This is a genomic window from Demequina globuliformis, from assembly GCF_000975155.1.
Classification (GTDB): domain Bacteria; phylum Actinomycetota; class Actinomycetes; order Actinomycetales; family Demequinaceae; genus Demequina; species Demequina globuliformis.
In genome coordinates this window covers 1,533,647-1,559,236 of sequence record NZ_BBRG01000001.1, presented here as the reverse complement: position 1 = coordinate 1,559,236, position 25,590 = coordinate 1,533,647, and the positions used below count along the sequence as shown (strand labels likewise).

The window sequence follows — 25,590 nt, the reverse complement described above, 5'->3', positions numbered from 1 at the left end:
CGGCGCGTCACCTGCCCTGCATCGCAAGGAGCGCGTCGAGATCGCCGTGCACCTCAAGCCCTGCGGCCTCACCGGCACCCTCGAACACCGTGCGCCCGTCGCGGTCCTGAAGGTGCACATGCACACGCGCATCCAGAGTTTCCTCGACCCGCCTGTGCATCTGTGTCCGCACCGGAGCGTGGAGAAGCCCGCCCCGTCGGCGCTCCGCGCGCAGGGTCAGCCGCTCGCCTGCCTTGCTCCGCAGGCTCCACCTGACCTCGGCATCGTCAATGTCCAGGTCGGACCGCGCCCCCGTGTAGGTCGCGAAGCGGTGGAGTTCACCCCCGTCCGCGCCCGGGATGCGAAGACCAACAATGAACCCGCGGAAGCTACGCCTGCCCCACGGAATGGTGGCGATCGACGCAGACAGGCTCACGCCTGGGTGCGGAAAGTGATTGGTCTGCATCCACACGTACGCCGAGGGGAACGCGCGCCCCCAGTCCTTCTCGATGTACCCGTACCCACCGTCGAAGTTCAGCTCGCGGCCGCCCAACGTGAGGCTCCCCTGCAGTCCATGCCCGAACGACACCAGGCCGTGATAGCACTCCATGACCGGGACCCACGCGTAGCGGCCCATGATTCCTGGCTCCGTCAGCGTTACGGGCCAGGGGTCCATGGGGTCGGTAAAGGCCACTGCCCCGCGAAGGTCGGGCCCGTCCAGGTCCAGCGCGATGCCCTCTTCGCTGAAGCGATTGCCGGCGACCGCCGCATTGAAGACCTTGGAGTCCGCAGTGAACTGAGATGCAGGAAACTGCTCGTACCAGGACTCGCCGGTCACCCCGTCAAGGACCTGCACGAAGGCCTCATCCTGGGCATCGCCCTCACCCTTAAAGATTCCAGGGATCACCGCGAGCCGGCTCGAGCGGTCCGCCGAGACCAACTTGACGTACCACCCCTCGAAAAAGCCGGCGCTGCCCTGGTAATCCCCGTGATAGCCGGCCGGTCGCCGCGTCGCCGCGAGGGTCTTCACCGTCCGACGCAGGGCTTGGGCGGACGACCGCATGCTCACGTCCATGGATGCCGCCCTAGCCGCGCAACTCGGTCTGGGCGTGCGACAGCCAGCCCAACGCGCGCACGCTGTCCCACGTCTGTGCAGGCAAGCCTTGAGCCGCGGTGTTCGCACGCTCCAGCAGCACTTGCGCGTCGGGAGTGCCTTGGGCCGACAGCGCCAGGACTGCAAGAGCCTCGACGCTGTCCCATGAAGCGGCGGACAACTGCCCCGCGGCTTTCACTGCTGCGGCGCGCGTAAGCGCACCCGGGTCGTGTCGCGTATCCATGAGCCACCTCCTGGCAGGCACGATGCCCTCATGCGCATCGTGGCACGGACCGGGGCTCCTGTGAAGAGGCGGAAGGTGCCGGGGCCGGGCACCCAGCGGCCGTGCACCCGACCCGCGTTTAGCGCGTCGGATAGCATGCGGACATGGCTTCACACACGGACGACGTCTCGATTGGCGACCGCGGGATCCGCCTTGGCCAGTTCCTCCAACTGGCGGGCCTGTTGGACACCGGCGGTAACGCGAAGGAAGCCATTGTGTCGGGAGAAGTCAGCGTCAACGGCGAAGTGGACCTGCGCCGCGGCCGTCAGCTCCAGATTGGCGACGTGGTGACCTTCGCGGGACGCAGCGCCCGCGTCGCGGCATAAGAAGGGGCGCTCGGGGCGGCAGGCACCCCGCGAATGCGCGCTGATACGCTCGCATCATGCCATCGCTCAGCGGAGTGGCCAACCGCGCACGCAGCGCCGCCGCTGAGGCACGGCTCCGAGCGCTTCGCGCACGAGACCTGCCCTCCCGGCCGAACGTCGACGTCACGGTCGCGCTCACGAGTTTTCCCGCTCGAATTCATGACGTGTGGGTCACGCTGGAGTCCCTCCGTCGCCAATCTGTCCGTGCGCGCCGCGTATGCCTGGTGCTGGCCGAGGAAGAGTTCCCTAGCCGGCGACTACCCGCGTCCGTGACGGAGGCAGGCGTCGACGTCGTGTGGGTGAACGGCAATGCGCGCAGCTACAAGAAGCTCATTCCGGTCGTCCACGCCATCCCCGACAGCACCATCGTGACCGTCGATGACGACACCATCTATCCGAGCCAATGGCTCGCTTCGCTGGTGGCCGCCGGAGCCCAGCACCCCGGAGCGATTGTCGGAAATCGCGGCACGGAAATACTGCGAGATGAACACGGGGCGCGCGCTTACGCCGAGTGGCCGCGAGCGACCACACAATCTGCCCATCCATTGCTCAAGGGCAACGGCGGAATTCTCTATCCGCGCGGCACCATTGGACCTGCTTTTGCCGACACGGAGACCGCCCTGCGGATTTGCCCCACTGCAGACGATCTATGGTTCTGGGCCGCAGCGCAAGCATCCTCAGTACCAGTACGAATGGCCGCCAGCGGGAGGCAAGACTACTCAACTGTCCGGCGGTCACAAAAGCACTCCCTGCGGCAAGTAAACGTCGAGGGCGGAGCCAATGACCGGCAATTTGCGGCCGTAGTGCGGCACTTCGATATCGACCTTGAATCAGTCGCCCGCTTTGTCCCTTCTGACCGGTCCTGAAGGTCGGCATTGGTAGGTGCCCCAAAAGCGCGGGCGCGATCGTCGAAGAAATCTATAGACCGTGACCGGTAAATCCCATAGCCTGAAGGCACGCATCGCCAGCCGGTGAGAGCAAGGACCGTGGCACGGGGACACCCAGGCGGCGCATAGCTTGGGGAGGCGCGAGGTGACGGGATCAGCGGCAGACTCGCCCGAGCCTCGGCAAGTGGTCATCCTCTCCACGGCGGACTTCACCAGCGCGGTATGGACAAACAAGCAACATCTCGCCGTCGGCCTCGCGCGCTCCCGACGCGTCGTGTACATCGAGTCGCTTGGACTTCGCCGCCCCCGACTGTCACCCTCCGACCTGCGCCGGGCCTGGGCTCGACTCACGCGGTCCCGAGATTCCCCGGTGGCGGGACGCGAGGCACCACCAGATCTCACGGTGGTGTCGCCCCACGTCATCCCGTTCCACCGGTCGCGACTGGTCCGCGCGATCAATAGGCGGCTCCTGCGCCGGCAGGTGCTCCGTCGAGTCCCAGACGCCGGGTCGGCCATCCTGTGGACCTTCTCGCCCCTCGACTACGGGCTAGGCGCACTTTTCCATCGCACGGTGTACCACTGCGTTGACCTGCTGCACGAAGTTCCGCGCGTGCCGCGGCAGCTTGTGCTCTCCTCGGAGGCGGACCTCTGTGCGCGGGCGGACGTCCTGATCGCTAGTTCCACGAGCGTGTGCGCGCACCTCGCCCGCCAGCATCACCGCAGTCCTGTCCTGTGGGAGAACGTCGCCCATACCGACACCTTCTCTGCCCCGGCGCACCCGCCACGCCGAGGCAACCGCGCCGTCTTCGCCGGCAACCTCACTCCAAGCAAAGTCGACTTCGCACTGCTTCACGAAATCGTTGACCGCGGAATCCCGCTTGAGCTTGCGGGTCCTTCCCACACGGATGGCACCTCCGCGGACCGCGAGCTTCGAGCACTGCTCGACGAACCGCTCGTGACCCATCACGGCAACCTCGACCTTGCGGCGCTCGCTCAACTCTTCGCCGGCTGCACAGTGGGCCTCATCCCCTATGAGCTCAACGGATACACGCAGGGCGTCTTCCCCATGAAGGTCTACGAGTATCTGTCAGCGGGCCTCACCGTTGTCTCGACGGCCCTGCCCGCACTCGCGGACTCGCAGATTGAAGGCGTCCACCTGGCGACTACCTCTCATTTCACAGACGCAGTTGAGCGGGCGCTCGCCGCGTGGACCGAGGCACAAGCGGCCGCGAATGTGGCTTCCGCGGCTCCGCACTCGTGGACCAGGCGCGTTGCCGAGGCAGAAGAACTCCTTGACGCCCTGAGCTCACGGCCGCGCGAGCGTGCGGCATGACCGCTCTTCAGCAGGCGCGACGTGCCTGGACGCAACTGTGGACGGATCCAGGCGAGAAGCGCCCCATCATCTGGCACTGGGTCGTCAACGGTGTCCTCGCCAGCACCTGCGTCCCCGCTCGGCTACGCACCGTGGGGTACCGGATGATGGGCCTGCACCTGCATCGCTCAGTCCTCGTGCGGCCAGGCGCCAGCATTCGCGATAGGCATTTGACGGTAGGTGCCCACTCGACCATCAATGGCAAGTGCGTCTTCGATAACCGCACCGACGTTGAGGTCGGTGCACGCGTGGGGATCGGCATTGGCGCGATGTTCATCACGACAGACCACGTGCGGGCCAACCCCCGGCAGCGCTCGGGCACCGGAAAGTCAGCGCCTATCACCGTGCGCGACGGCGCTTCAATCGGAAGCGGCGCGATCATTCTGTCGGGAGTGACCATTGGCGAGGGAGCGGTCGTCGCTGCTGGCGCCCTGGTCAATCGCGACTGCGAGCCCCACGGCCTGTATGCGGGAACTCCCGCTCGCCGCGTGAAAGACCTCCCGACAGATGACGCGTCATGACGCCGCGCATTCACTCCCCCGCGCGCCGTCACCAGTGGCGCAGCGTGCTTGCTTACGGCGCGGGCCCAGCGCTCGGCCTGCTCAGCGGCCCCGTTCTGGCGCGAGCTTTGGGACCGGACGGTCGTGGACAGTTCGCGGCCGTCATGCAGCCACTCACGCTCGGTTCAGCCATCGCGGCGATCGGGGTGCCGACCGCCGTCACCTACTTTGTCGCCTCGCGGTCGCGCGACGTGAAGTCGGCACAACGGCTAGCGCTGGCAATCGCGGCGCCCTTCACGGCCCTCGTGCTGACCGCCTTGGCCTGGTACGCGACGCGCATTTCCGCGAACCACGGCCTCGACACGTGGGCCGTGCTGACGGCATGGACTCTCGTGATCGCGTCCGTCGTGATCCAAGTCAGGCGCGCCGCCTTCACTGGCTTAGGGGACTGGCGCCGCCTCGACGCCGAGCGGTTGTGCTTTGCCGTGACCCGCTTTCTCGCTGTGTGCGCACTAGCACTGCTGGGAGTCACTGCGGCGATGGCCTACGTCGCTGCAGCACTCGCCGCGTTCGCCCTCGCGGCCATCATCCTGTGGCTTCCACCAGCCCCCGCTCAAGACGCCACCGCCAAGCGGGCATCGGCCAACGAGTTCGCGGCGTACTCACTCGCAGCGTCCACGGGGACCATCGCTCTGGTGTGCAGCAGTCGAATCGATCAGGTTCTGATGCCGCTCCAAACCACGACCGCGCAATTGGGCTACTACGCGATCGCCGTGACCGTCGCAGAAGTACCCCTCATCTTCGCCACGCTCGCAGCGCGTGACACACTGAAACTCACCGCGAGCGGCGTCCGCATTGGCGCCGCCCTGGTCGCGGTGCGGCTGTACCTCGCGGGCGGTATCGCGGTCGCCACGGTGCTGGGCATCTTCGCGCCCGCGTATGTGCCGTGGATCTTTGGGGCGGCATTCCGACCGAGCATCTCCGCCGTTCAAATCCTCAGCGCAGCCACGGTGCTAGCGATCGGCGCGGTTGCGGCAGCGGCCATTCTCCAGGGCGTCAAGCGCCCAGGACTCGCCTCGCTTGTGCCACTGGCCGGCTTCAGCAGTACGGCACTTCTCTTTGCGCTCTCGTGGGGTGCGGTAGACGCTCGCAGCGCGGCCATCATCACGGTCGCGAGCCAGGCGCTGAGCCTGGCCGTAGGTGCGGTTCTGGTGATAGCCGTCGGCCGTCGCCGGGCCGGCCCCGTAACCACAGGCACCCAGTCGAGCCGCGCAAACACAGGCGGGCGACTATGAGCGCCGGAGAACTGCTCTTCCTCGCCGTCGCCGTGGTGCTGGGCACGTACGGCGTGCGTCAGGTCGCCTCGGGGCGCCCCACCTCCGTGCTCCTCACGCTCGCGTCGACGGCCATTTACGTGCTGTGCCTGTGGGTGCCTGCGCGACTCCAGCTCGCAGGCCTCACCGACAGCAAACTCGTCGACGCAGGATTCGCGAACCCCATCACGAGTTCCGAAATCGCTTGGTACAGCCTGCGCTGGAGCATCGAGCTACTGGTCCTGGGGGCGGGAGAATTCCTTGGCTGGCGCACTCGCAAAGGCCGTGCGACACCACAAGTCGCCCCCATTGTCGACAAGGCGGCACGCTGGGAACGGGTCGCGTATCTGCTCGTCATCGTGGGGACGCTCGCCATGGTCGTGCTGCCACAGACTGCGCTCGAGGACCGCGGAGCGGGCGGCCAAGGTTTCGAGATTCTGCTCAAGACGTGCCTTGTCACCGGGCTTGCAGTAATGATCTACTTCCGGGCCTTTGGCCGACCGCTCGGCTGGTTGGTCGTGGTGGCGGGAGTCGCGGTGCTGATCGCAGGCAACGTGCGCAGCCCCTTGTTGGTCCTCGTCTGCGCCTTTATTGCCTCGGAAGCCACGCTGGGACGGCTCGCGCGCACGCGGCGGGTCGCACTGCTGGTCGCCCTTGTCCTCACGTTCGCACTTGCGGGGTCGGTCATGTCTGGCCTGCGCGCCAACACCACGCGCGACTACGGCTACTCGACGAGCGAGGTCATCCAGGAGTCGCTCTCCCACCCGTGGGTGGCGCCCTATGAGGCCGGGCTCGACACCCTCGACGGCTACCGGTTCTCTGACTCGATCCACGACCGCGAAGAGGCCCGGCCTGAGGACCTCGCAAATGTGGTGCTCACGTTCATCCCCCGGTCGCTGTGGCCGGACAAACCGACGTCGCTTGCTGTCGACATGAGCGCCAAGTACCTGGGCTACGGGACAAGCGGGCAGTACCTGTCCCCTGCGGGGTACTTGACCCTGGTGCTGGGCTCGTACCCGGCCGCACTGCTCGCGCTTTTTGCCTTCAGCCTCGCCATGAGTCTGCTCGCGCGCGCATACGCGACCTCCCTTGGGCTCGTGTTCGTGCTCGTGGCGCAGGTGCGGTTTCTGCTGGGCGGGTCCAGCTTCGATCTGTACTACGCGCTCTTTCTGTGCGTGACCCTCATCCCCCCGCTCGCCCTCGTGCGGCTCTTCGAGGCGTCGCGACGGCCAGGAACGTCGACCGCCAGAACCTTCACGCTCGAGCCGACGGCGAGCGCTCGGTCGACCGCGGCTGAGGCACGGGGGCGCTGACGTGGCCACCATTGCGATTGCGCACGACTATTTGGTGCAGTGCGGCGGGGCGGAACGCGTTGCCGCCACATGGGCGAGCCAGTTCCCCGACTCTCCCATCTACACGCTTGCATACGCTCCCGCCGCCACCTTCGGAACTTTTGCGGGTCGCGACGTGCACCGAGCGATCCGTGGGAAAGCGATGGCGAGGCACCTCGACTACCTCCTTCCCGCGCTGCCTTTGGTCGCACGCCGGCTTCACGTGGGCGATGCCGACCTTGCCCTCGTGTCGACGAGCGGGTGGGCGCACCACTTTGACTTTCAGGTCCCCACCCTCGCCTACGTCCACAGCCCCGCGCGCTGGCTGTACGCGGTCGATGACTTCCGTCTGGGACTCGGCCATGCCAAGCGCGGCGCGCTGCGCGCACTCGCCCCTCGCCTACGAGCCGCGGACAAGCGAGCGATGTCCCGCATGTCCGCAGTCGTGGCCAACTCTCGCGTTTCTCAGGCGCGCATTCACGATGCGTACGGGATCACTTGCCCCGTCGTTCACCCGCCTGTGAGCCGCCTTCCCGGCAAGGCCGAACGTCCCGCTTCCCTGGCATACGACGACTTTTCCATCGTCGTGAGCCGCAATCGCGGGTACAAGAACGTCGACCTCGCCGTCGCAGCATCAGTGGCAGCGCACCTCCCGTGCGTGGTCGTGGGAACGGGCAGCGAGATCCACACTGACCCTGACCGCCAGGTCATAGGGCTGGGACGAGTGGCGGATGCGGAGTTGAAGTGGCTGTATCGCCACGCGGCGGTTGTGGTCGCGAGCGCGCACGAGGATTTTGGCCTCACGGTGCTGGAAGCCAATCTTGAGGGGACGCCAGCGGCGACCATCGACTATGGCGGGTACCGCGAGACTGTCGTGGACGGACGCAATGGCGCGAGGGCCGCGTCAGACACCGCCGCCTCTCTCGCGCAAGCAATCACAGCAGCGCGATCCACTGACCGAGCCGAGGCGGCGGCTTGGGCCGAGCAGTTCTCCGCCGACCATCACTTCTCCGCCCTGGTGGACATTGCGCGGAGCGCGCTATGAGGGTTCTCGTGATCGCCCGTTCAACGCTCGCACACGCCGGGGCGGGAGGGATGGAGCAGGCGCTCGACGACGTGTCTCGCGGTCTGCGCGACCGCGGCCATCAGGTGTCGCTCGTCACCACGCCCGGCGTGGCGCCGGACGCAGCCTTGCCCTACGACCGGGTGTGGCACGTGAGCTCAGCGACTCCGGGGCGCTACTCACGAGTGTGGTGGCGCGCGATGAAGGATCCACGTGCCGCGTGGTGGGCGTGGGAGCCGGAGGTGACGGTGAGCGTCAGCCGGGCGGCCGACGGGCTCGCGACGCCCCGAGGGGTGGCGCTCGTCGCTCAGTGTCACGGCACCGCCCGTGCTGAGGTCAGGAGCTCGCTCGCGACACGCACGCCGCGCGAGTTGCTGAAGGTGCCCCTCAACGGTGCCCGTTCTCTCCGCGAACGGCGTTTCTACCGCGGCGCAGATGCAGTGATTGCCGTCAGCCAAGCGGTCGCGACGCAGCTCTACGACTTCCCGGTGCGCGTGGGCTCCGGTTCCGTGCATGTGGTGCCCAATGGCATCCACGCGGGACATTTCTCCTTTAGCGCCGACGCCCGCATGGCGGTGCGAGGCACACTCGGGATCAGTACGGGGGCTCATGTAGCGACCACCGCGTCCCGCCTGCACCCTCAAAAGGGCGTCGACATCGCGGTGCGCGCGCTCGGGCACGTCGTGGCCTCCGGCGAGCACGACGCCCACCTGCTCATTTGCGGCGAAGGCCCCGACCGCGACCGGCTCCACCGCCTGGCGGGTGAACTGGGCTTGACGGCCAGGGTGCACTTCTTGGGGCACGTTGACCGCGGCCGCCTCAGCGGCGCGCTGTCCGCCTCCGATGCCCTCCTACTGCCGACCCGGCGACGTGAAGGCCTCCCCGTCGCGATCCTGGAAGCCCTGGCGAACGGCCTCCCAGTCATCACCTCTGAGGGTGCGACACCGCCCGCTGATCTTGCCGACGTGGTGACCGTGACGCGAACCGATCCGCGCGACGTCGCGCTGGTGTGGGCGGCCTGCACAAGGAAGACAGAGTCGGTGCTCCCGCACCGCTATGACCGCGAGCACACCACCACCGCGATTGAGGCGGTTCTCACTCAAGCGATGGGCACCACAGATGCGTAGGGGCAAGGCGCCCCGCAGCCACGGTGCGCGGGGCAGGGCTTGGGAAGCACGTGCGGCGGGCGCGTCAAGGGACCGTGTGGCGCGCGATGCTTCAGATAGATTGACTGACACACGGGGCGCTGGGGAACCGTGCGCCCGACGAGGGGAGTAAGGCCGTGGAATTACGGGACTACCTGCACGTCTTGAGAAAGAACTGGATCCTGGTTGCCGTCTGCGCGGTCGTCGGCACCGCAGTCGGCATCGCCTACGCACTCTTGGCCACACCTGCCTACACCGCGTCCGCCAAGGTGTTCGTCTCTACGTCTGGGGCTGAGTCTGCCTCCGACCTGCAACAGGGCAACAGCTTCACCACGCAGCGAGTCAACACCTATATCGACCTCGTCAACACCACCGCTGTCCTCCGCCCCACTGCCGAGGCCCTGGGCATCACCGTGTCGTCGTCGGGCCTACGAGAGCTGATCACGGCATCGGCCCCCGTCAACACCTCCGTCATCAACATCACTGCCACACACGCCGACCCCGTCTTTGCCGCATCGGTCGCTACTCAGACGGCCACGGCGCTCATCGACGTCGTCGAAGACGTCGAATCCTCTGATCAAGACGGAACGTCTCCCATTAGCCTGTCCCTCGTCGAAGAAGCGGAAGTCCCCGGCTCACCCACCTCTCCCAACCGCCCGCTTGCCATCGCGCTCGGATGCGCGTTGGGCGTGGCACTCGGCATTGGCGGGGCGCTCGTACGCCAAGCCGCCGACAACCGCGTGCACGGCGAAAGAGACGTCGAGGCGCTCACCGATGTACCGATCGTCGGCGGCATCGTTTTTGACCCCAAAGCGCGCGAACGCGCTCTCGTGGTCCACGCCGACCCTCGCAGCCCCCGCGCGGAGAGTTTCAGAACCATGCGGAGCAACATCCAGTTTCTCGACACCGAGCGTCACCGAAGTTTCGTGATCACCAGCGCGCTCCCAGGCGAAGGCAAGACCACCACGGCCGCCAACCTGGCCCTGGCCCTCGCAGACTCCGGGGCCTCCGTGATGCTCGTGGGCGCGGACCTTCGCAAGCCCCGCATCGCGGGGTACATGGGCATAGAAGGAACGGTGGGGCTTACCGACGTCCTCGTCAAACGCGTCACTCTGGAGGACGCCACGCAGCGCTGGGGCGAGACGGCCCTGGACATCCTCCCGTCTGGAGCGATCCCACCCAACCCGTCTGAGTTGTTGGGGTCAGCGTCGATGGCCGCGCTCGTCGAGACCCTCCAAGCCAGGTACGACGTGGTCCTGTTCGACGGCGCACCCTTGCTTCCCGTCACCGACTCTGCGATCCTCGCGCGCAGTGTGGGAGGTGCGATCGTGTTGTGCCAGGCCGGCAAAACCCGCGCGCAGCAACTGCGGGGCGCGTTGGGGGCGCTCGACAACGTGGGCGCCCACGCCTCCGGGATCGCGTTAACCATGCTCCCTACCAAAGGCCCGGATGCGTACGGGTACGGGCGGTACGGCTATGTCTACTCGGAGCGCGACGCCTAGCGACCGGCGCCGGCTCGCCGACTGTTGACGACGATCACCACCGTCACGACACCCGCGACCAGGATGGCCGCAGACGCGCCAATAATGGCGGTCAAGTCTCGAGCACCCGTGCCAGGAAGGGGCGACGCCGTCTCGCCGGCTACTGCCGCGGGCCGCACCGCTATTGACTGGGTGTCGACCAAAGCGCCATTGAGGTACGCCGAGACCGCTGCGGTGCCGCTCCAATCGCGGGGAAAGGTCACCCGGTAGGTCGCTGAGCCGTCGGATGCGATGGTCTTATCAAGCGCAGACTGTCCAGCAATCGACGCGGCCGACTCCGTGTTCGGCAAGTCGACCATGAGCGTCGCCACGACTCCGGGCTCACCCACGACCGACATCACGACGGTGTCCCCAGCGGTGGCGGAGGTCGAGGAGACCGTGAGGGCGTCACCATCAGGTGTGTAGGCAGCTGTGGTCATGGGAACGGCCACGCACCACGCGCACGCCACCGCAGCGGCCAGCAGCCATCGGACGGCGAGCGTCCTGGGCCCGGCGAACCCCATTCCCACAGTGCGCACGTCTTGCCCGCGCCAGGGATCAGTCGCGAGGCGAAACGTTGCTTCGCCGCCTCGCCGAGAGAACCAACGCGATGGCGCCTGCGACCAAGAGTGCAGCAGCGCTCGCGACGAGCGCGCTGTTGTGTGTCCCACCGGTCACCGGCAGGTCGTCGGCGCCGCCGCCTGCGCTCGCGCCCGTTCCCTCATTGCCTGTCGGCGCTGACGATGCAACGTTGATGGCAACGGCAACGGCGTCGACCCCGTCTTGTTCACCGGTCAGGGTGTACCTGCCCTCTGCGTTCGCCGGCAATGTCACTGTGACATCGACGTTGCCCTGGGCGTTCGCCGGCTTGATGAACGTCTGCACGCCGGCCAAGTCCGCGCCCTCAGCATTGACCCCTTCAAGGGTGAACAGCACGTCACCCTCGCGGAAGCCGGTGAACGACACCGTGAACGCCTCCCGCGGCACGGCGGTGATGGTGTCGCCGGCAGGGGCATCAGGCGTGTAGGCGCTGGCGGCTGGGGCCCCGAAAAGCATCAGAAATCCGGCGAGGATTGCGGCAATAACTGAGCGATTCATCGAGTTCCCCTCAAACGAAAAAATGAATGACGATTAGGTCAAACCCTAACAGGTGGAATTGTCAAATGCACGAGAAATTTCTTCGCGATCGACGGCAATATCACGCGCGAGTGGCGTCCACACAAGGCCCGCGTTTCCTTCCGGCACAGCCTGCTGTTCCGTGGAAAAAACGAAGGTGGTGGAATCTCCTGGGCTCAGGTCAGCGCGAATACGGGCGAGCGATCTCCCCTGGTGGGTATCTGCGCTGTAGAGAGCTGGCTCATCGTTGACCTTCACACCCGTGACGACCGCACCGGTGGGCGCATAGAAAAGCACGTTCGAGACAAATTGACCCTCGGGCACGTGCACTCCGCCGCCCGAGACGTACCACGGCAAGTCAGCCACCTGGCCGTCGTAGGTGTGCGTGAGCGTCACCTCGACATCGCGTGCCCCGACCCGCCCATCGACACAACGCGCGGGCCAGACCTTGACCTGTTGGTCGACGTAGTAGCCAATCTTCGAGCCACTCGCGTCGTTCAAGAACACCCCAGCCGCGGCGCCGTCAGTGACGAACTCACCCGCCAACGACGTTTGTGACAGAAGTTCCTGTTCGCGGGGATCCGCCGACCACACCGCCAAGCGACGGTGCGCGACTGCGGTCTCCACACCGCCAACGACGTCAGTCCCGCCATCGACCAATTGCGCAAACAGCTCGGTCGCCGCGAGCGCGAAGAACGCGTCCGACTGCGCGGGGTCGTCATATTTCCAGTACACGTCAGACAGCAACACCTGAGCCAAGTTCTCGCTCGTGACGGTGACCCCGTCGATCTCGATGGGCTCCATCCCGTTGAGCAGGTACCCCATCGCTACGGGATCGATCGACACCACACCGTCGACGTCGGCGCCCGTCCCCCGCTGCCAGAAGGACCGCATGACCTGCGCCGCGCGGGGAAACTCGGGCGTGAAGTTCACATCTTGCACGTACGTCGCCATCTTGTCGGTGAAGATTCGCTGCTCGTCCGCGGTGAGGTCGGCCGCGACGGTCCCCGTGTTGAGAGCGCCCGCGGACATGTACTCACCCAGGTGGAACCGCCCATCCTCGACGGTCAGTTCAATTACCGCGCCCGGGATCCCGCCTGAGGTGCGCGGCTCCGCATTGTTTTGCACCATCACGGCGTAGGTTCGCTGACCTTCACCCCCCAGCATTGACGGCAGGAGCCGCGCCGCGATGTCAGCGGAACGCACCACGTCTGCCAAGTGCGAGATGTCAGCTTCCAGCCCACCGAACGGGTCCTGGATCGCGGGCACGGTGCCGCTCAGGTCCACCGTGCGCAGGGCCTGCGACTCAGATGCGAGTACCGCAGATGCCTGGGACAGCGGCTGCTCAAAGTCCGCCAGAAAATAAGGATCTACCCGGCCGTTCTCCATAGGCGGCGCCTCGAGCGCAGTGAGGTTACCCGCCTGCGCAAGCGGTTGGAGCGCGCCGCTGGACACAGCGCGCACTGACGAGCCGGCCTGCTGCAGCGGGACTGTCTGGTCGCGCACCCACGGGATGTGCGCGGCCAGGCTCCAGTGCCAGCCCTCGGTGTGAGCCGCGAAATGATCCGCGGAGCTGTTCAGTGCGCTCACTGCGGTGGACAGCCCTTCCGCGTCGCGCTCGCTTAATGCGACCTGAGCATCGGTCGCGCTCGCTTGCAGCTCATCGACCGAGGAGACGAGCGCATACCCGTCCCACGCCAGGAGCCCCACCGGCACCAAGAACGCGACCGGCACGGCGACAAGAACCCAGCGAAGCCACACTCGGCGTCGCGGCCCATCCTGGGTTGCTACGGTAGCCATGGCTAGCGACCCCCTTCCCAATCCCGCTGAGCAAGGGACAAGGCGTGACAAGCATCATCGTTGTATGCACCGGCAACATCTGCCGGTCGCCCGCCGCTGAAATGCTGCTCGACGCCTACGTGGGCGACCACGTCAGCGTGCACAGCGCGGGGGTGCGAGCCATGGAGGGGCAGCCGATCCCACACGAGATGCTCACGCTCCTCGCTCAAGCCGGGTTCGACGCCACGTCCCACCGGTCGCGACCGCTGACACCTGACCTCGCCAACAGCGCGACCATCGCGGTGGGGATGACGGTCGCTCACCGGGCTCAGATCGCACAGTGCGCGCCGTCGCATCTCCGCACAACGTTTACCTTCGATGAACTGGTCCGGACGGCGCGGGGCAACGTCCCGCTGGAAGGGTCGACGGTTGCCGAGAGGGTGACCCGAATCCCGCTCGCAGTGACGCGGTTCCGCCCCCAGCTCGCGAGCACCCCGGCCACCGATGTCCCCGATCCCTACCGTCGCAGTCGCAAGGAGTACGCCGCCGCCTTTGACCTCATCGCCAGCGGTTGCGCGGCCATCGCCAGTTGGCTGCGCGGGGACAACGACCCCGGCGGCCCAGCTACGAAATAACCGACGCATCATTCGCCGTCCCTTCCGCCAACCACGAACACGCGAATGCTCGTTGCACCGGGACGCAAGCGACCCCTGCGACCTCGTACGCAGGAGACATCACGTTGGCCTCATGGGTGGGAGAGCCCATCCAGCGCTCCACCACGGTGTACGCATCCCCCTCGACTCGCGAGAGGTTCTCACCGGCCGTGTCGGCATCCGTGCACTGCACCGCTAAGGGCGCGTGCTCGAGTACTGGCTGGTCCTTGACACCTTCCGCGCGCTGCGACGCAGCATCGGCCAAACAGTCGCTCCATGCGAGCGGAGCGAGCCCGCCCGTCTCCCGCGCGGTGTTGGTAGCCGCGAAGACTTCTTGCGCAAAGTCCTGCGCCTGCGCGGCGGAACCAGGGTCAACGCCGTCGCACGCGCTCGCCCCCACACCCAGTGCGACCGCGCCCATTACCGCCCACCAAGCATGGCGGCCGTACCCCAGGCGCCCACGGACATCCGGTGCGCGGGGCCGCTGTCGTGGCGCGGCCATGGGTCTAATACGCGCCACGGCCCGCCACGACCGCCCACACCGTGCGACAGACAATCACGAAGTCGCCAGCAATCGACCAGTTTTCCGCGTAGTACAGGTCCAGCCTGACTGACTGTTCCCAGTCGAGGTCTGAGCGCCCGGAGACCTGCCACAACCCGGTCAAACCTGGCTTCACGAGTTGGCGCCGGTCAACGTTCTTCTCCCAGCGACGCACCTCCCGATCCAACGGTGGACGAGGTCCCACCAAGGACATGTCGCCCTTGACGACGTTCACTAGTTGCGGCAACTCGTCGATGGAAAACCGGCGCAGGAACCGGCCAACCCGCGTCACGCGCGGATCTCGCTTCAATTTGAACAACACGGCGTTCGGCACCTGGGAGCCGCGCTCTCGCTCCATCTCAGCAACCTGGCGTTCCGCGCCCACGTGCATAGTTCTGAACTTGTACATCACGAACGGGCGCCTGCCCACCCCCACACGTTCCTGCCTGAAGACCACGGGGCCACGGGAGTCGAGCACAACTGCGAACGCCACGACCATCATGGGCAGCGCGAGCACCACCAGCGCGACCAGGGCTGCGATGCGATCAAGTGCGCCCTTGAGCGCATACTTTCCACCCGTGAATCGAGGAGCATCCACGTGCATCAAGGGAAGACCCTCGACGGGGGTAAACGACACCCGGGGTCCAGCCACGTCCACGATCGCCGGCACGACAATAAGGCCGATGTCCGCACGCTCCAGTTGATAGCTGAGGTCTTTGGTTGCCGCAGCGTTCAGTGCGTCCGCGCCGGAGACGATGACGTACTCGGCTCCTACCCGCTCGGCCTCGGAGGCGACCGACTCTGTTCCGCCCAGCACGGGGACGCCCGCGACCTGGTCCACGGTCGTGGTGTCAGGAAATGTCAGGCACGCCCCCACGACGGCGTACCCTGCGCGGGGCACAGCGTTGAGGCGAGCGATCATCTGACGCGCGCCGCTGGGAGAGCCGACGACCACACACTGCGCCCGCAACTCGCCTCGGTCCCTTTGAGAATGAACAAAGTAGCGCCACGCGGCGCGGTATCCGAGCAGCGAAACAATCCCGACCGGAAGTGCCACCAGAAGATATCCCCGGCTTATTTGCCACTGCGTCATAAATCCCACCAGCGCGACACTGGCGAAAATGAGCCACGATGCATGAACAACGCGCTGGAATTCCTGCGGGCCGTGGCCCAGTACGGACGGATCACGCGATTTTGTCCACCCCAGCATCACTACCCAGGCAGCGGCAATCACTACCGTCACGAGAATGTACGCCGGCGCGTTCACGCCGGACACGGGGACAAGCGGCTCCCACCCAAACCTCACGCCGTGCGCGATCATCATGGTCAACGCCACGACGAACGCGTCGGTCATGGCGAGACGGCGCTGGTACTTCTTGGCCCAACCGCGCGGGCCCCGCATGCTCTGCCGGCGCACGGGGGACGCGGCATCAGCAACTGGCCGGGGCTCGCTCGCACGCACACCGCCTAGCGACACGGGAGACAGTGTCGGAGCAGGCATCGCGACCGCGAACGCGGAACCGCCTGGACGTGCGGGAGTCCGCGCCCTCACCGACTGCTCAGTCATGCCGCACCCCCCGTGGTGCTCGCTAGTTCTTGACAACCTCGATCGCGGAGACCTTCGGCTGGTCCACCGTGGACGTAAAGCTGATGTTCAGGACCCCGTCCGTCACGTTCACGGTGTTGGTCGTGGAGTACGCATTCATGGGGCCTACCAGCATGTTCAAGTTGAGGTTGACGATCTCGACTGGACCGCCCTCGAAGTTCACGGAGAAGACGCGCGAGCCGCCCGTGCCGCCGCCAGTGGCGTTGTGATAGATCTCCGCATAGTGCAGGATCACCTGGTAGCTGCCGTTTCCAGAGACCGGGATCGCGTACGAGAACGGCGTGTTGTTGTTGACCGCACTGCGCTCAGTCAGGAAGAGGACATCGCTGGTGGTGCCTCCGATGTTTGCGATTGACGTGTTCGAGAACGACTTACCTCCCACAAAGAACTGGTCCTCGAGCCAAGTCACCCCACCCGCAGTCACCTGCGGTCCGCCGGCATTGATGCGGATGGGTGCCGCTTCGATCATCGACGTGTCGACCGCTGTGCCAGGTCCCGGCGTGGCATTACCCGTGGCATCCACGGCAACGATCCGGTAGTGCGTCTGGGCTGCGGCGCCCACAGCCGTGTCTCGGAACGAGGTGCCGGTGACGATTCCGCTACCCGAGACCACCGCCCACGGGCCGGCCGCAGCGCTCGCGCGCTCGACACGGTAACCCATGAGGTCAGACTCTGCTGAAGCGGCCCAGGTGAGGTCAACGCCGGCCTCATCGGCGACACCCACTGGGGCGGCGGGAGCGGCCGGTGCGGAGGCATCGGTCGTCACTGGCACCACGTTTGTCACCAGGTAGATGTTGTCCTGGAAGTCACAGTTCGTGGGGCCCACGCCGCACTGGTTGAGGCTGGCGATGTAGTCATGGCCAACCCACCACGAGCCGGGCACGATGTCACCTGCCGCATCCTTGAACGGCCAAGTCTTGACCGCCATGTAGTCGGTGCGGTTGGTCGTCTGGCCGCTGATCGCGATGTCGAAGTTGCCCGTCGGATTCAGCGACAAAGTCACCGGGTTGCCGCCGCCGGTCTTCGGGAACAGCGACTGAGCATCAAGCCCAGCCATGGAGACCGACGAGTTCGCGATCCTCAATGTCTCCGACCCGCCTTGCCCGTGGAATGCAGCGAGTTGCACAGCCTGCACAGGCTTGGAGGCATCCAGCCGCTTCCATAGTGCGGAACGCACCTCTTCGCCATTGAGGGCGGAGCCGTGGTTCTCCGAGCCGTACGGCAAGTTTGAGCCATCCGTTCCCACGAATGTTTGGCTGTCGAAGATGTCGATCACTTGGCCCAGGGTCAGCTCGCTGCCTCCCTCCGGCCCGGACATGTATCCGGCATGCAGGTCGATCTGCGTCGTCGCGGCTCCAACGTTGCTCGACGCGATGTTCAGCGTTGCCGTCCTCATGCCCTTCGCGCCGCCGGATCCGATGAACTGGGCGGTAAGGTCGACGGAATCGCCGGGCTCAATGAACAGCGGCAGTGCTGGCGGATCCACAAGCTGGAACTGCCCCGCCTGCGGTCCGCTGATGCTGAGCTCGGTAATGCGCAGGTCGCGCGTGCCGGTGTTCGCCACCTCGACTGTCGCGGAGTCGTAGGAGCGGTACAGCAGCGTCCCCGAGCCGTTGGTCGTTCCGCCGTTCATGCGGTGCATCACCAGCAGGTCATCGCGCATGCCCGCCAGGGGTTCGCCATTGGGTTGGCGTGGCGCCTGAGCGCTCGTCAGTTCCACCGTGCCGCCAATGTTCAGCACGGTGAAATCAACGGTGCGCTGCGCGGTCCGGTCCTCGGAGTCCGTCACCGAGAACACGACCTCGTACTCTCCCGGCGTTGACAGTTCAAAGTCACCGTCGACGTCGATCTCCTCGCCACCGTTGATCGAATAGGTGAACGACTCGACTGTCGATCCGGATGCGGGCACGGCGGTCGCTGCGACCACGGCCACACCGCCCTCGTACGTGTCGTTGACGGGCTCGTTATTGACTTCGACGACGATGCTGGGGTCAGCGAGTGCCTGCCCCGTGATCGTGATCCAGTTCATCTTGGTGTTCACGCCCGTGGGGACGAGCGTTAGCTTGCCGTCGGTGACGACGACTTGCGCCGTGCCTGTAGCGAACGGGGTCGCTGCGGTCGGCTCGAAGCCGGTCACGAGCGCCACTCCCTCAGCTTCGAGGCCGTGGATCGAGTCGTCGTATTCGCCGTCACCCACTGACGCCGTCACGGTGTACACGCCATTGGCGAGGTCGTACTCCCAGTGACCCACGCTGCCGCCAGTGATGGTGCTGCCGGTCGTCGTGACGTTTTGCATGAGGATGAGCCCTTGACGTAAGGGGTCTCCCGCCGGTGCGGCACGCAACCGTGTCTGCGCTGAACGGTCCGCGGGCTGCCCGCTAACGAGCCAGCCCTGACCTGCAGCGGCGCTATAGGCCGCGCCCGTGTCCGCCGTCCACCCCTGGGGCACGGGTGCCGCTGCTGGCTGGAAGGTCACATGCGCCGTCGTGGTGGGGACGCTCGGCTCAAGGCCCTCTCCCGAGATCGTGATCCAGTTGACTTTGGTATTGCCCTCAATGAGATTGTCGACGACTGCGCTGTAGTCGGTCGACAAGGTGAGGCGCCCGTCCGTGACCTCGACCGTGGCGCTCCCGGTCTGGAACGGCTCGCCCGCTGTCGGCACAAATCCGTCGATGACGACATCGCCCTCGACGTAGACCTGGTGAACGGAATCCAGGTAGTTGGCGTCACCGACAGACAGCTCGACCTCGTAGGTTCCGTTGGGGAGGGCGTACTCCCAGTACCCGTCGGTGTACGCGGGTTGAGTCACGTTGTCGAGGAACGCGTATGTCTGAAGTGTCGGGTCCGCGGGGTACGCGATGCCGGACAGTGGCGCGGTCCGGTACCGCGTCGCGATGCTGCGCTCGACAGCCTGGTCGTTCGCCGCATTGAACCAGCCGAAGCCACGGTCAGACGTGAAGGCAAGGCCGGTCTCTGCGGTCCACCCGTCAGGCACGGGCGCCGCCGCGGGCTGGAAGTTCACCTTCACCTGGGCCTCCTCGGTGGGGCCACCATCGAGTCCGTCGCCCTTGATCGAGATCCAGTTGATCTTCGAGTTGTCCCCGCTATTGGCCACGGTGAGGCGCCCATCTGTCACGGTGACCGTCCGGATTCCCGTCTGGAAAGGCGTCTGCTCGGTCGGCACAAAGCCGTTGATGACCGGTTGTCCTTCGACCGTCACGCTGTGCGTTGAGTCAATGTAGTTGGCGTCACCGACGGACAGGGCGACCTGGTACGTGCCATTCGGAACCAGGTACTCCCAGTAGCCGCTGGTGTAGTCGGGCTGCGTCGAGTTGTCGAGGAACGCATAGGTCTTCAGGCGCTCGTCGCTGGGGTACGCGATGCCCGACAGCGCGCCGGCACGGTAGCGTGTCGCCGCAATGCGAGCCACAGGCTCGTCGGTGGCCTCATCCATCCACCCAAAGCCACGCTCGGTCGAGAACGCTTCACCAATCTCCGCGGTCCAGCCGTCTGGCACTGGAGCCGTCGCGGGCTGGAAGTTGATCTTCACTTGAGCACCGTCCGACGGGTCGGAACCCGTGTCACCCACGGGCACCACGTCAACGAAAGCGATCTTGGTGTTGGTGCCGCCGACCGGGTCGATGGTCAAGAAACCGTCAGTGACCTCGACCGTGCCGCTGGCAATGGTGTGGCGCGAGTTCTGACCGTTGGCTCCGCTGGGGACAAAGCCACTGATGATGGTCTCGCCCTCCGCGTTGATGACGTGGTTCTCGGGGTCGTTGCCCGGCTGGGCATCGCCCACGCCGACCGTGATCTCATACTCACCGTTAGGCACCTGCAACTCCCAGTACGCGTCCAGCGGCGTGCCGTTGAAGTTAGGCAGTCCCGACGGCTGCATGTGCATGATGCTGTCTAGCCTCATGTCTGCCTGCGCGGTGCCTCGATCGCGCCCGTTGCCGGGGGTAGTACCGCCCACGGAGATGTCGAGGTCGTCTTCGGTGGTCTGTCCCTTCCAGCCATACACCAATCCACTGCCTTGGTCCGCGCGGGTCTTTGGACCGAACGCCTGACCGTAGTCACGCAGGTATCCCGGAGCCAGGTCTCCCGTGGCGGTCGTGAAGTCCACCTTGATCGCGGAGCCGCCCGAGCCTGTGTCGGTCACCGGCTTGATGCCGCTCACAAGGAACACGTAGTCCTGGTAATCGCCGTTCGCAGCGTCCTCGAAGGCAATCAGGTACGCGTTCGGAATCGTCACCCCGTTGCGGTTCTTGGCGGGGTAGATGCGAGCCCTGTGCGCCTCGGACGCTGGGGAGTTCAAGCGGTCCTCAGTGAAGCCGTAGCGGGTAAAGAACGGCGAGTAGTAGTAGAAGCCGAAGGTCTCGCCCGCAGGGTCAAAGGTCGGCGTCGACCCTTCCCCGTAAGGCGGCAACAGGGACTGGTACCCGCCCACGTTGACGCGGCCGTCCATGGTGCCAAGCACCGAGCGTTCGCTCTGTGTGCCCTCACCGGTGTACCAGCCAAAACTCACCAGATCGCCGGGGGCGTAGTGCGCGAGCGGCGTCCACGTGACCGGAGCAGTCCCGGCCTTCACAAAGAGCGGCTCGAGGACCTCGTCGCCCTTCGCTGCAGGGCTCATCCCGCCAGCGAGGTTGGTCCAGCCAACGTCGACGCCGTAGCCCAGCGTGCCCATCACCTCGGCGAAGGTGGGTTCGTTGCCGCCTTGGATGCCTGCCATCGCAAGGCCGTATAGCGGCACCACCACGTTCGAGTCTCCACCGGCGATGTTCAGCTCCGCTTGTCGCTGGCCGGCCGTGGTCCCTGGCGTAAACCGGACACTGAGCGTGACCGACGCCCCGGACGCGAGACTCGCTGGCACCGTGCCGTCAATCGAGAACTCGGCCGCGTGAGCGCCGGCGATGTCGAGCGTGAGGGACTGCGGCTCGGAGGACTCGTTGGTAATGGTGAGCTCCTCGACATCCGTGCGGTGCGCCGCAGTCGAATCGACCAGCGCGCCGTTGCTGGTCACCGCGGAGTACACCAGTTCATCGCGATCAGCCGTGACCTTCGCCGCCCGCTGGCTGGCGGGCACACGCAGCAGGTACAGCGCCTGGTTGCTACCGGCGCGGTCGTACTGGTTGACATAGAGGTTGCCGTTACGGACATCCTCGACGACCTCGAGCGGATCGTTGAAGCCGCCCACGCCCGCGATGGTGCTGTTGGGCACGCCGGTGATGCCCACCTCTGTCTGACCTCCCAGGATCTTGCCCGTCACGGCATCGGCCTGGAGGAAGATCAGGTCGTTGTTGTTAGAGAAGCGCACCACAATGATCCGCCCCTCGAGGGCGCCACCAAAGGTCTTGCTCGTGTACTCGATGGTGCCGTTCGGGCTCTTGTTGTACTCAAAGTCGTACGCGACACCGTCGTAGTGCGACTCGGGCAGCACGCCCGAGGCGTACTTGCTTCCGCCTTGGCCCGCCCACTGCGGCGGGTTGGCGGGGTCATTGCCCTCATGCAGTACGAACTCACACCGGGTGGGGTTCGGGTGACCGTAGTAGCCACCCTTCACCACGTCGTAGAGGTGGTCACGCTGGGTCGGGTGGTTGCTGATGGCCGGCACAGACCGTGGCACGAACGTGGGGTCCCACTGCTCGCGCGCGCGGCAGGCCTGGGTGAGGTCCTGCCCGTTCACACTGCTAAAGCCAGGAATGCCGGGGGCCGCGACGCGGGTCCATGTGTCATTCGCGGCGTTGTAGTTCACGCCGGGCGAGTTCCCGCCGCCAGCGGTGCCGTTGGTCGCCACGTAAATGTGCCCGTTGGAGTGGTAGGTGAGGTCGTACGCGTTGCGGATGCCGGTGGCGTAGATCTCAAGCGGCGCGCCGGCCGCGAAGGGGTTGTACGGAGAGGCAGCGTTAAAGCCATTTCGCACATCCTCGCCGGTGTTACCGGACGGCGCAGTCTGCACCAGCAAGGGGTTGTCACCCTGAGCGTCGTTGAGCGACGCCTGGATACGGGCGTGGTCGGGGTCGAAGTTCAACAACGCCGCGGTGAGCAGTTGTTCGCCTCGCTGTCCCCACGAGTTGTCGAGGTCGCCTGCGGCCTGGTTCGAGCCTTGGAGGACATAGATGTCACCCTCGGGGCCGTACACCATCGAGTTGGTCAGGTGGTCGGACTGAGACCGCGGCAGGCCTGTGAAGACCTGCTTCTCGTTCTGAAGCTCGTCGCCGGTCAGCAAACTAATGGCACTGATGAACTGGTTCTGCTCATTGCCCACGTTCGCGGAGGTCTTGGTGACCCACACCTTGAGGTCGCTCGCGGTGCTCGACTCATCGAACAGGATGCCGATCATCGCGTAGCCCTGGTAGCCCAGGTCCGTCATGTTGGACAGTTCACCGGTCTGCTCGTCGACGTCGAACCGGAACAGGCCTTGCCCAATCGTGGTGCCATACAGGCGCTCGTCCGGTCCGAACGCGAACGACGCCCAGTACTTGTCGACCTCAGGAAGATCGATCTGCACCTTCTCGAAAGCGATGTTCGTCAGTGGGGTGAACTCCTCGCCACCAACAATGACTCCGTCGCCGGTCCTGAAGATCGACGTAAACGGCACGAACGGGTTGCCGAACAGGTCCTCGACCTCCGACGACACCTCAAAGCGGTACGTCGTATTCGGGGCAAACTCTCCATCAGGATCGAAGTTGATGGTGTCGTTTCCGCCAGAAGTGTTGACCGAGCCGGGCACCTCCGCGCCCGTGGCGACGTTAAAGACCTTGACATTGCCCGGCATGGTTTGGTCGTTCACGCCGCCGCCGGAGTGAACTCGCGCGAACGTGGCGGCCACGCCCCCGGTGGTGTCAGCGTCGAGCGCACGGTTGAGCGGGTTCACCGTGTCGACGTGCGGACGGTCAAACTCGATGCCGCGGATCTCCACGTACGCGGGCTTGGTGTTGACGCCACCAAGAGCGTCAAGCGTGAGCTTGCCGTCCCATACGCCCACTGTCGCCGTGTAAGTCTCAAACTCCTGGGCAGCGGTGCCCTGGAACTCGTTGATTGCCACAGACCCCTCAACATTGACGGTGTGCTCCGAGTCGTAAGAATCGGCACCCATCTGGTCGCCGACGGCGACCGTGACCTCATAGAGTCCGCCGGGAACGGCGATCTCCCACGCACCAGGCGTCTTCACACCGTTGGTGCCATTGCCCCCGTCGACATCCCCATACTGCATGTGAATGATCGTGTTGAGGTTGGAGTCCACCGCTGGCCGCGCGCGGTCGCGCCCGTTGCCCACGAGCGACAGCTCGTGGCCGTCGGCGTCGACCCACCCATAGGTGAGCCCAGAACCCTGCCCCGGGCTAGTCCGCGCTCCGTATGGCTGGCCCCAGTCTGCGACAAAGCCGTCTTCGGGCGCCGCGTCCGTGGCGGTGAAGTCGACGCTGATGTCCGTCGTGTTCGGCACACGCGGGGTGGCGATGACCTCGTTCGACGGATCTGACTCGTTGCCGCTGCCATCGACCGCGACTACTTGATAGAAGTACGTCGTGTTGTTGTCGACGTTGGTGTCCGTGAAGGTCGGGGAGTCAAGCAGCTCCTCCCCGGTCACGGCCACCGCACCCGTGTACGCACCCGTCTCAAGCGAGCGGTACACGCGGTAGCCCGCGAGGTCGCCCGCGTCGACGGCGTCCCACGACAAGACCACTTCCGCGTCCGCTGCTACCGCGGTCACGTTCTGTGGTGCCGCAGGAGGCTCATCGTCGTTCGGTAGAGCACCGGAAACTTCGTTCGACGGAGCAGACTCGTTGCCGCTGGAATCGACTGCGGTCACGACGTAGTAGTACGTCACGCCCGCCACGACGTCAGCGTCAATCAGGCTCGTGCTGGTCGTCGGAATCGAGTTGAGCTTGTTCCCAGGTGAGACGGACACCCCGGCCGCTGTCCCCCGGTACACGTTGTACCCCTCGAGGTCGTCCGCGCTCACGGAGCCCCACAACAAGGCGATGCTCGTCTCCCCCGCAAAGGCGTTCGCGCTCGCCGGGGCAGGCGGCGCGGTGCCGTCCAACTCAGCTGAGGCCGCGCTCGACGCGTTGGACTCGTTGCCGGTGTGGTCCACCGACGTCACCACATAGAAGTACTCGGTGCCAGCCAGCGCGGTCGGGTCGGTGAACGACGTTGCCGTCAGGATCGCGTCGTTGACCTTGGTGGCAGAGTCCGGGGCGACCCCCGCATCTGCCCCACGGTAGATGTTGTACCCGGCAAGATCATCGGCCACCACGGGATCCCAGGTGATGTCGATGCCCTCGCCCGTCGCGGTGGCGGACACCGCCACCGGAATGGGGGGTGCGGTGGTGTCCGACAGGCTGACCGCCTCGTAGTCGAGGGACAGTTTTGCGCCGTAGAACTGCTGGAAGTACTCCACCTCGATCTCGTGCTCGCCACCGGTCAACGCCACCGCGACGGTGTTGACATCGTTGCCACTTGAGGGCACGAACGCGTCATACGCCACCACACCATCAACCAACAGGCGCGCACCGTCGTCATGCGACAACGAGAACTCATAGATTCCTGCAGGAACATCAATGGTCTGCTTGAACCGAGCCGAGTAGTTCTTCGCCGCGACCCCCGCAACCGGAGCCTCACCAGTAGCCAACTGCCAGTCCAGATCCGTCAGGCAATCCCGCGCAATCGGTGACCCCTGCAACGCAGTACCCGCAAAATACGACACCGACCACGCATCGGCCGCACACTCCTGCGGCGGCAGCAGCTCCCACTCAACCGACAACTTCGCGCCGTAATACTGCTGGAAGTACTCCACTTCGACCTCGTGGTCGCCCGCCGTCAGCGGCACCGCCACGGACTTACCCTCGTCACCCGAGGACCGCGCAAACCCGTCATAGACGACCACACCGTCAATCAACAACCGCGCACCGTCATCGTGCACCAGCGAGAACACATACGTCCCCGCATCCACACTCACCGTGCGCTCAAAACGCGCCGAGTAGTTCTTGTCCGGCACACCCTCCATCGGAGCCTCACGGTGCGCGAACGACCAATCC

18 protein-coding genes are annotated in these 25,590 nt (G+C 65.6%); 10 read left to right on the top strand and 8 right to left on the bottom strand.

Annotated elements, in window-relative coordinates; all coding sequences use genetic code 11:
- Positions 1–7: 7 nt before the first annotated feature.
- Together AOP75_RS07310 and AOP75_RS07305 are read right to left on the bottom strand one after the other, a co-directional pair.
- On the bottom strand, positions 8–1,042 hold the full coding sequence (locus tag AOP75_RS07310; RefSeq protein ID WP_062077809.1) for a tocopherol cyclase family protein: 1,035 nt from the start codon (positions 1,040–1,042) through the stop codon (positions 8–10).
- A gap of 22 nt (positions 1,043–1,064) precedes the next feature.
- Positions 1,065–1,316, bottom strand: coding sequence for a hypothetical protein (locus AOP75_RS07305; RefSeq protein WP_062077807.1), 252 nt, complete (start codon positions 1,314–1,316; stop codon positions 1,065–1,067).
- A gap of 143 nt (positions 1,317–1,459) precedes the next feature.
- On the opposite strand from AOP75_RS07305, the gene AOP75_RS07300 reads away from it, so the two are divergent.
- The 9 genes from AOP75_RS07300 (at position 1,460) to AOP75_RS07260 (ending at position 10,833) form a co-directional block, all read left to right on the top strand.
- Positions 1,460–1,681, top strand: a complete 222-nt coding sequence (locus AOP75_RS07300; protein WP_062077805.1) for an RNA-binding S4 domain-containing protein — start codon at positions 1,460–1,462, stop codon at positions 1,679–1,681.
- A 56-nt stretch (positions 1,682–1,737) separates the two neighbouring features.
- Positions 1,738–2,586: a hypothetical protein gene (locus tag AOP75_RS07295; RefSeq protein WP_062077803.1), complete on the top strand. Its 849-nt coding sequence runs from the start codon at positions 1,738–1,740 to the stop codon at positions 2,584–2,586.
- A gap of 205 nt (positions 2,587–2,791) precedes the next feature.
- Entirely contained in the window at positions 2,792–3,940 is a 1,149-nt protein-coding gene (locus AOP75_RS07290; protein ID WP_161794553.1) for a glycosyltransferase, read from the top strand.
- Positions 3,937–4,500 (top strand): acyltransferase, encoded by a 564-nt coding sequence (locus AOP75_RS07285; RefSeq protein ID WP_062077799.1) that lies wholly within the window; start codon positions 3,937–3,939, stop codon positions 4,498–4,500. The genes AOP75_RS07290 and AOP75_RS07285 overlap by 4 nt, the downstream gene beginning before the upstream one ends.
- Entirely contained in the window at positions 4,497–5,774 is a 1,278-nt protein-coding gene (locus AOP75_RS07280) for a lipopolysaccharide biosynthesis protein (RefSeq protein WP_062077797.1), read from the top strand. Before AOP75_RS07285 ends, AOP75_RS07280 begins: the two co-directional genes overlap by 4 nt.
- On the top strand, positions 5,771–7,105 hold the full coding sequence (locus AOP75_RS07275; protein ID WP_062077794.1) for a hypothetical protein: 1,335 nt from the start codon (positions 5,771–5,773) through the stop codon (positions 7,103–7,105). The genes AOP75_RS07280 and AOP75_RS07275 overlap by 4 nt, the downstream gene beginning before the upstream one ends.
- Position 7,106: 1 nt before the next feature.
- Entirely contained in the window at positions 7,107–8,168 is a 1,062-nt protein-coding gene (locus AOP75_RS07270) for a glycosyltransferase (RefSeq protein ID WP_062077793.1), read from the top strand.
- Positions 8,165–9,313, top strand: a complete 1,149-nt coding sequence (locus tag AOP75_RS07265; RefSeq protein WP_083966764.1) for a glycosyltransferase family 4 protein — start codon at positions 8,165–8,167, stop codon at positions 9,311–9,313. The genes AOP75_RS07270 and AOP75_RS07265 overlap by 4 nt, the downstream gene beginning before the upstream one ends.
- 155 nt (positions 9,314–9,468) lie before the next feature.
- Positions 9,469–10,833 (top strand): tyrosine-protein kinase domain-containing protein, encoded by a 1,365-nt coding sequence (locus AOP75_RS07260; protein ID WP_062077789.1) that lies wholly within the window; start codon positions 9,469–9,471, stop codon positions 10,831–10,833.
- Here AOP75_RS07260 and AOP75_RS07255 read toward each other — a convergent pair.
- The 3 genes from AOP75_RS07255 to AOP75_RS07245 all read right to left on the bottom strand — a co-directional run bounded on the left by AOP75_RS07255 (position 10,830) and on the right by AOP75_RS07245 (position 13,767).
- A complete protein-coding gene (locus tag AOP75_RS07255; RefSeq protein ID WP_152649991.1) occupies positions 10,830–11,291 on the bottom strand; it encodes a hypothetical protein in 462 nt (153 codons plus the stop codon). The two genes, AOP75_RS07260 and AOP75_RS07255, sit on opposite strands and share 4 nt — an antisense overlap.
- Before the next feature lie 118 nt (positions 11,292–11,409).
- Entirely contained in the window at positions 11,410–11,949 is a 540-nt protein-coding gene (locus AOP75_RS07250) for an LAVTG motif-containing sortase-dependent surface protein (protein WP_062077785.1), read from the bottom strand.
- 45 nt (positions 11,950–11,994) lie between these two features.
- Entirely contained in the window at positions 11,995–13,767 is a 1,773-nt protein-coding gene (locus AOP75_RS07245; protein ID WP_083966763.1) for a DUF4012 domain-containing protein, read from the bottom strand.
- 44 nt (positions 13,768–13,811) lie between these two features.
- Here AOP75_RS07245 and AOP75_RS07240 point away from each other — a divergent pair, with 44 nt between their 5' ends.
- Complete coding sequence (locus tag AOP75_RS07240) at positions 13,812–14,381, top strand: arsenate reductase/protein-tyrosine-phosphatase family protein (protein ID WP_062077781.1); 570 nt, start codon at positions 13,812–13,814, stop codon at positions 14,379–14,381.
- On the opposite strand, the gene AOP75_RS07235 is transcribed toward AOP75_RS07240, so the two are convergent.
- From AOP75_RS07235 to AOP75_RS07225, 3 genes are all read right to left on the bottom strand, one after another.
- The gene (locus tag AOP75_RS07235) at positions 14,371–14,820 is read right to left on the bottom strand and encodes a CAP domain-containing protein (RefSeq protein WP_062077779.1); all 450 of its coding nucleotides are present in this window, start codon (positions 14,818–14,820) and stop codon (positions 14,371–14,373) included. The genes AOP75_RS07240 and AOP75_RS07235 overlap by 11 nt on opposite strands.
- Before the next feature lie 85 nt (positions 14,821–14,905).
- Positions 14,906–16,507 carry a sugar transferase gene (locus tag AOP75_RS07230; protein ID WP_062077777.1) on the bottom strand — a complete coding sequence of 534 codons (1,602 nt, stop codon included), beginning with the start codon at positions 16,505–16,507 and terminating at the stop codon, positions 14,906–14,908.
- A gap of 22 nt (positions 16,508–16,529) precedes the next feature.
- Entirely contained in the window at positions 16,530–25,550 is a 9,021-nt protein-coding gene (locus AOP75_RS07225; RefSeq protein ID WP_236683086.1) for a malectin domain-containing carbohydrate-binding protein, read from the bottom strand.
- Positions 25,551–25,590: the final 40 nt, after the last annotated feature.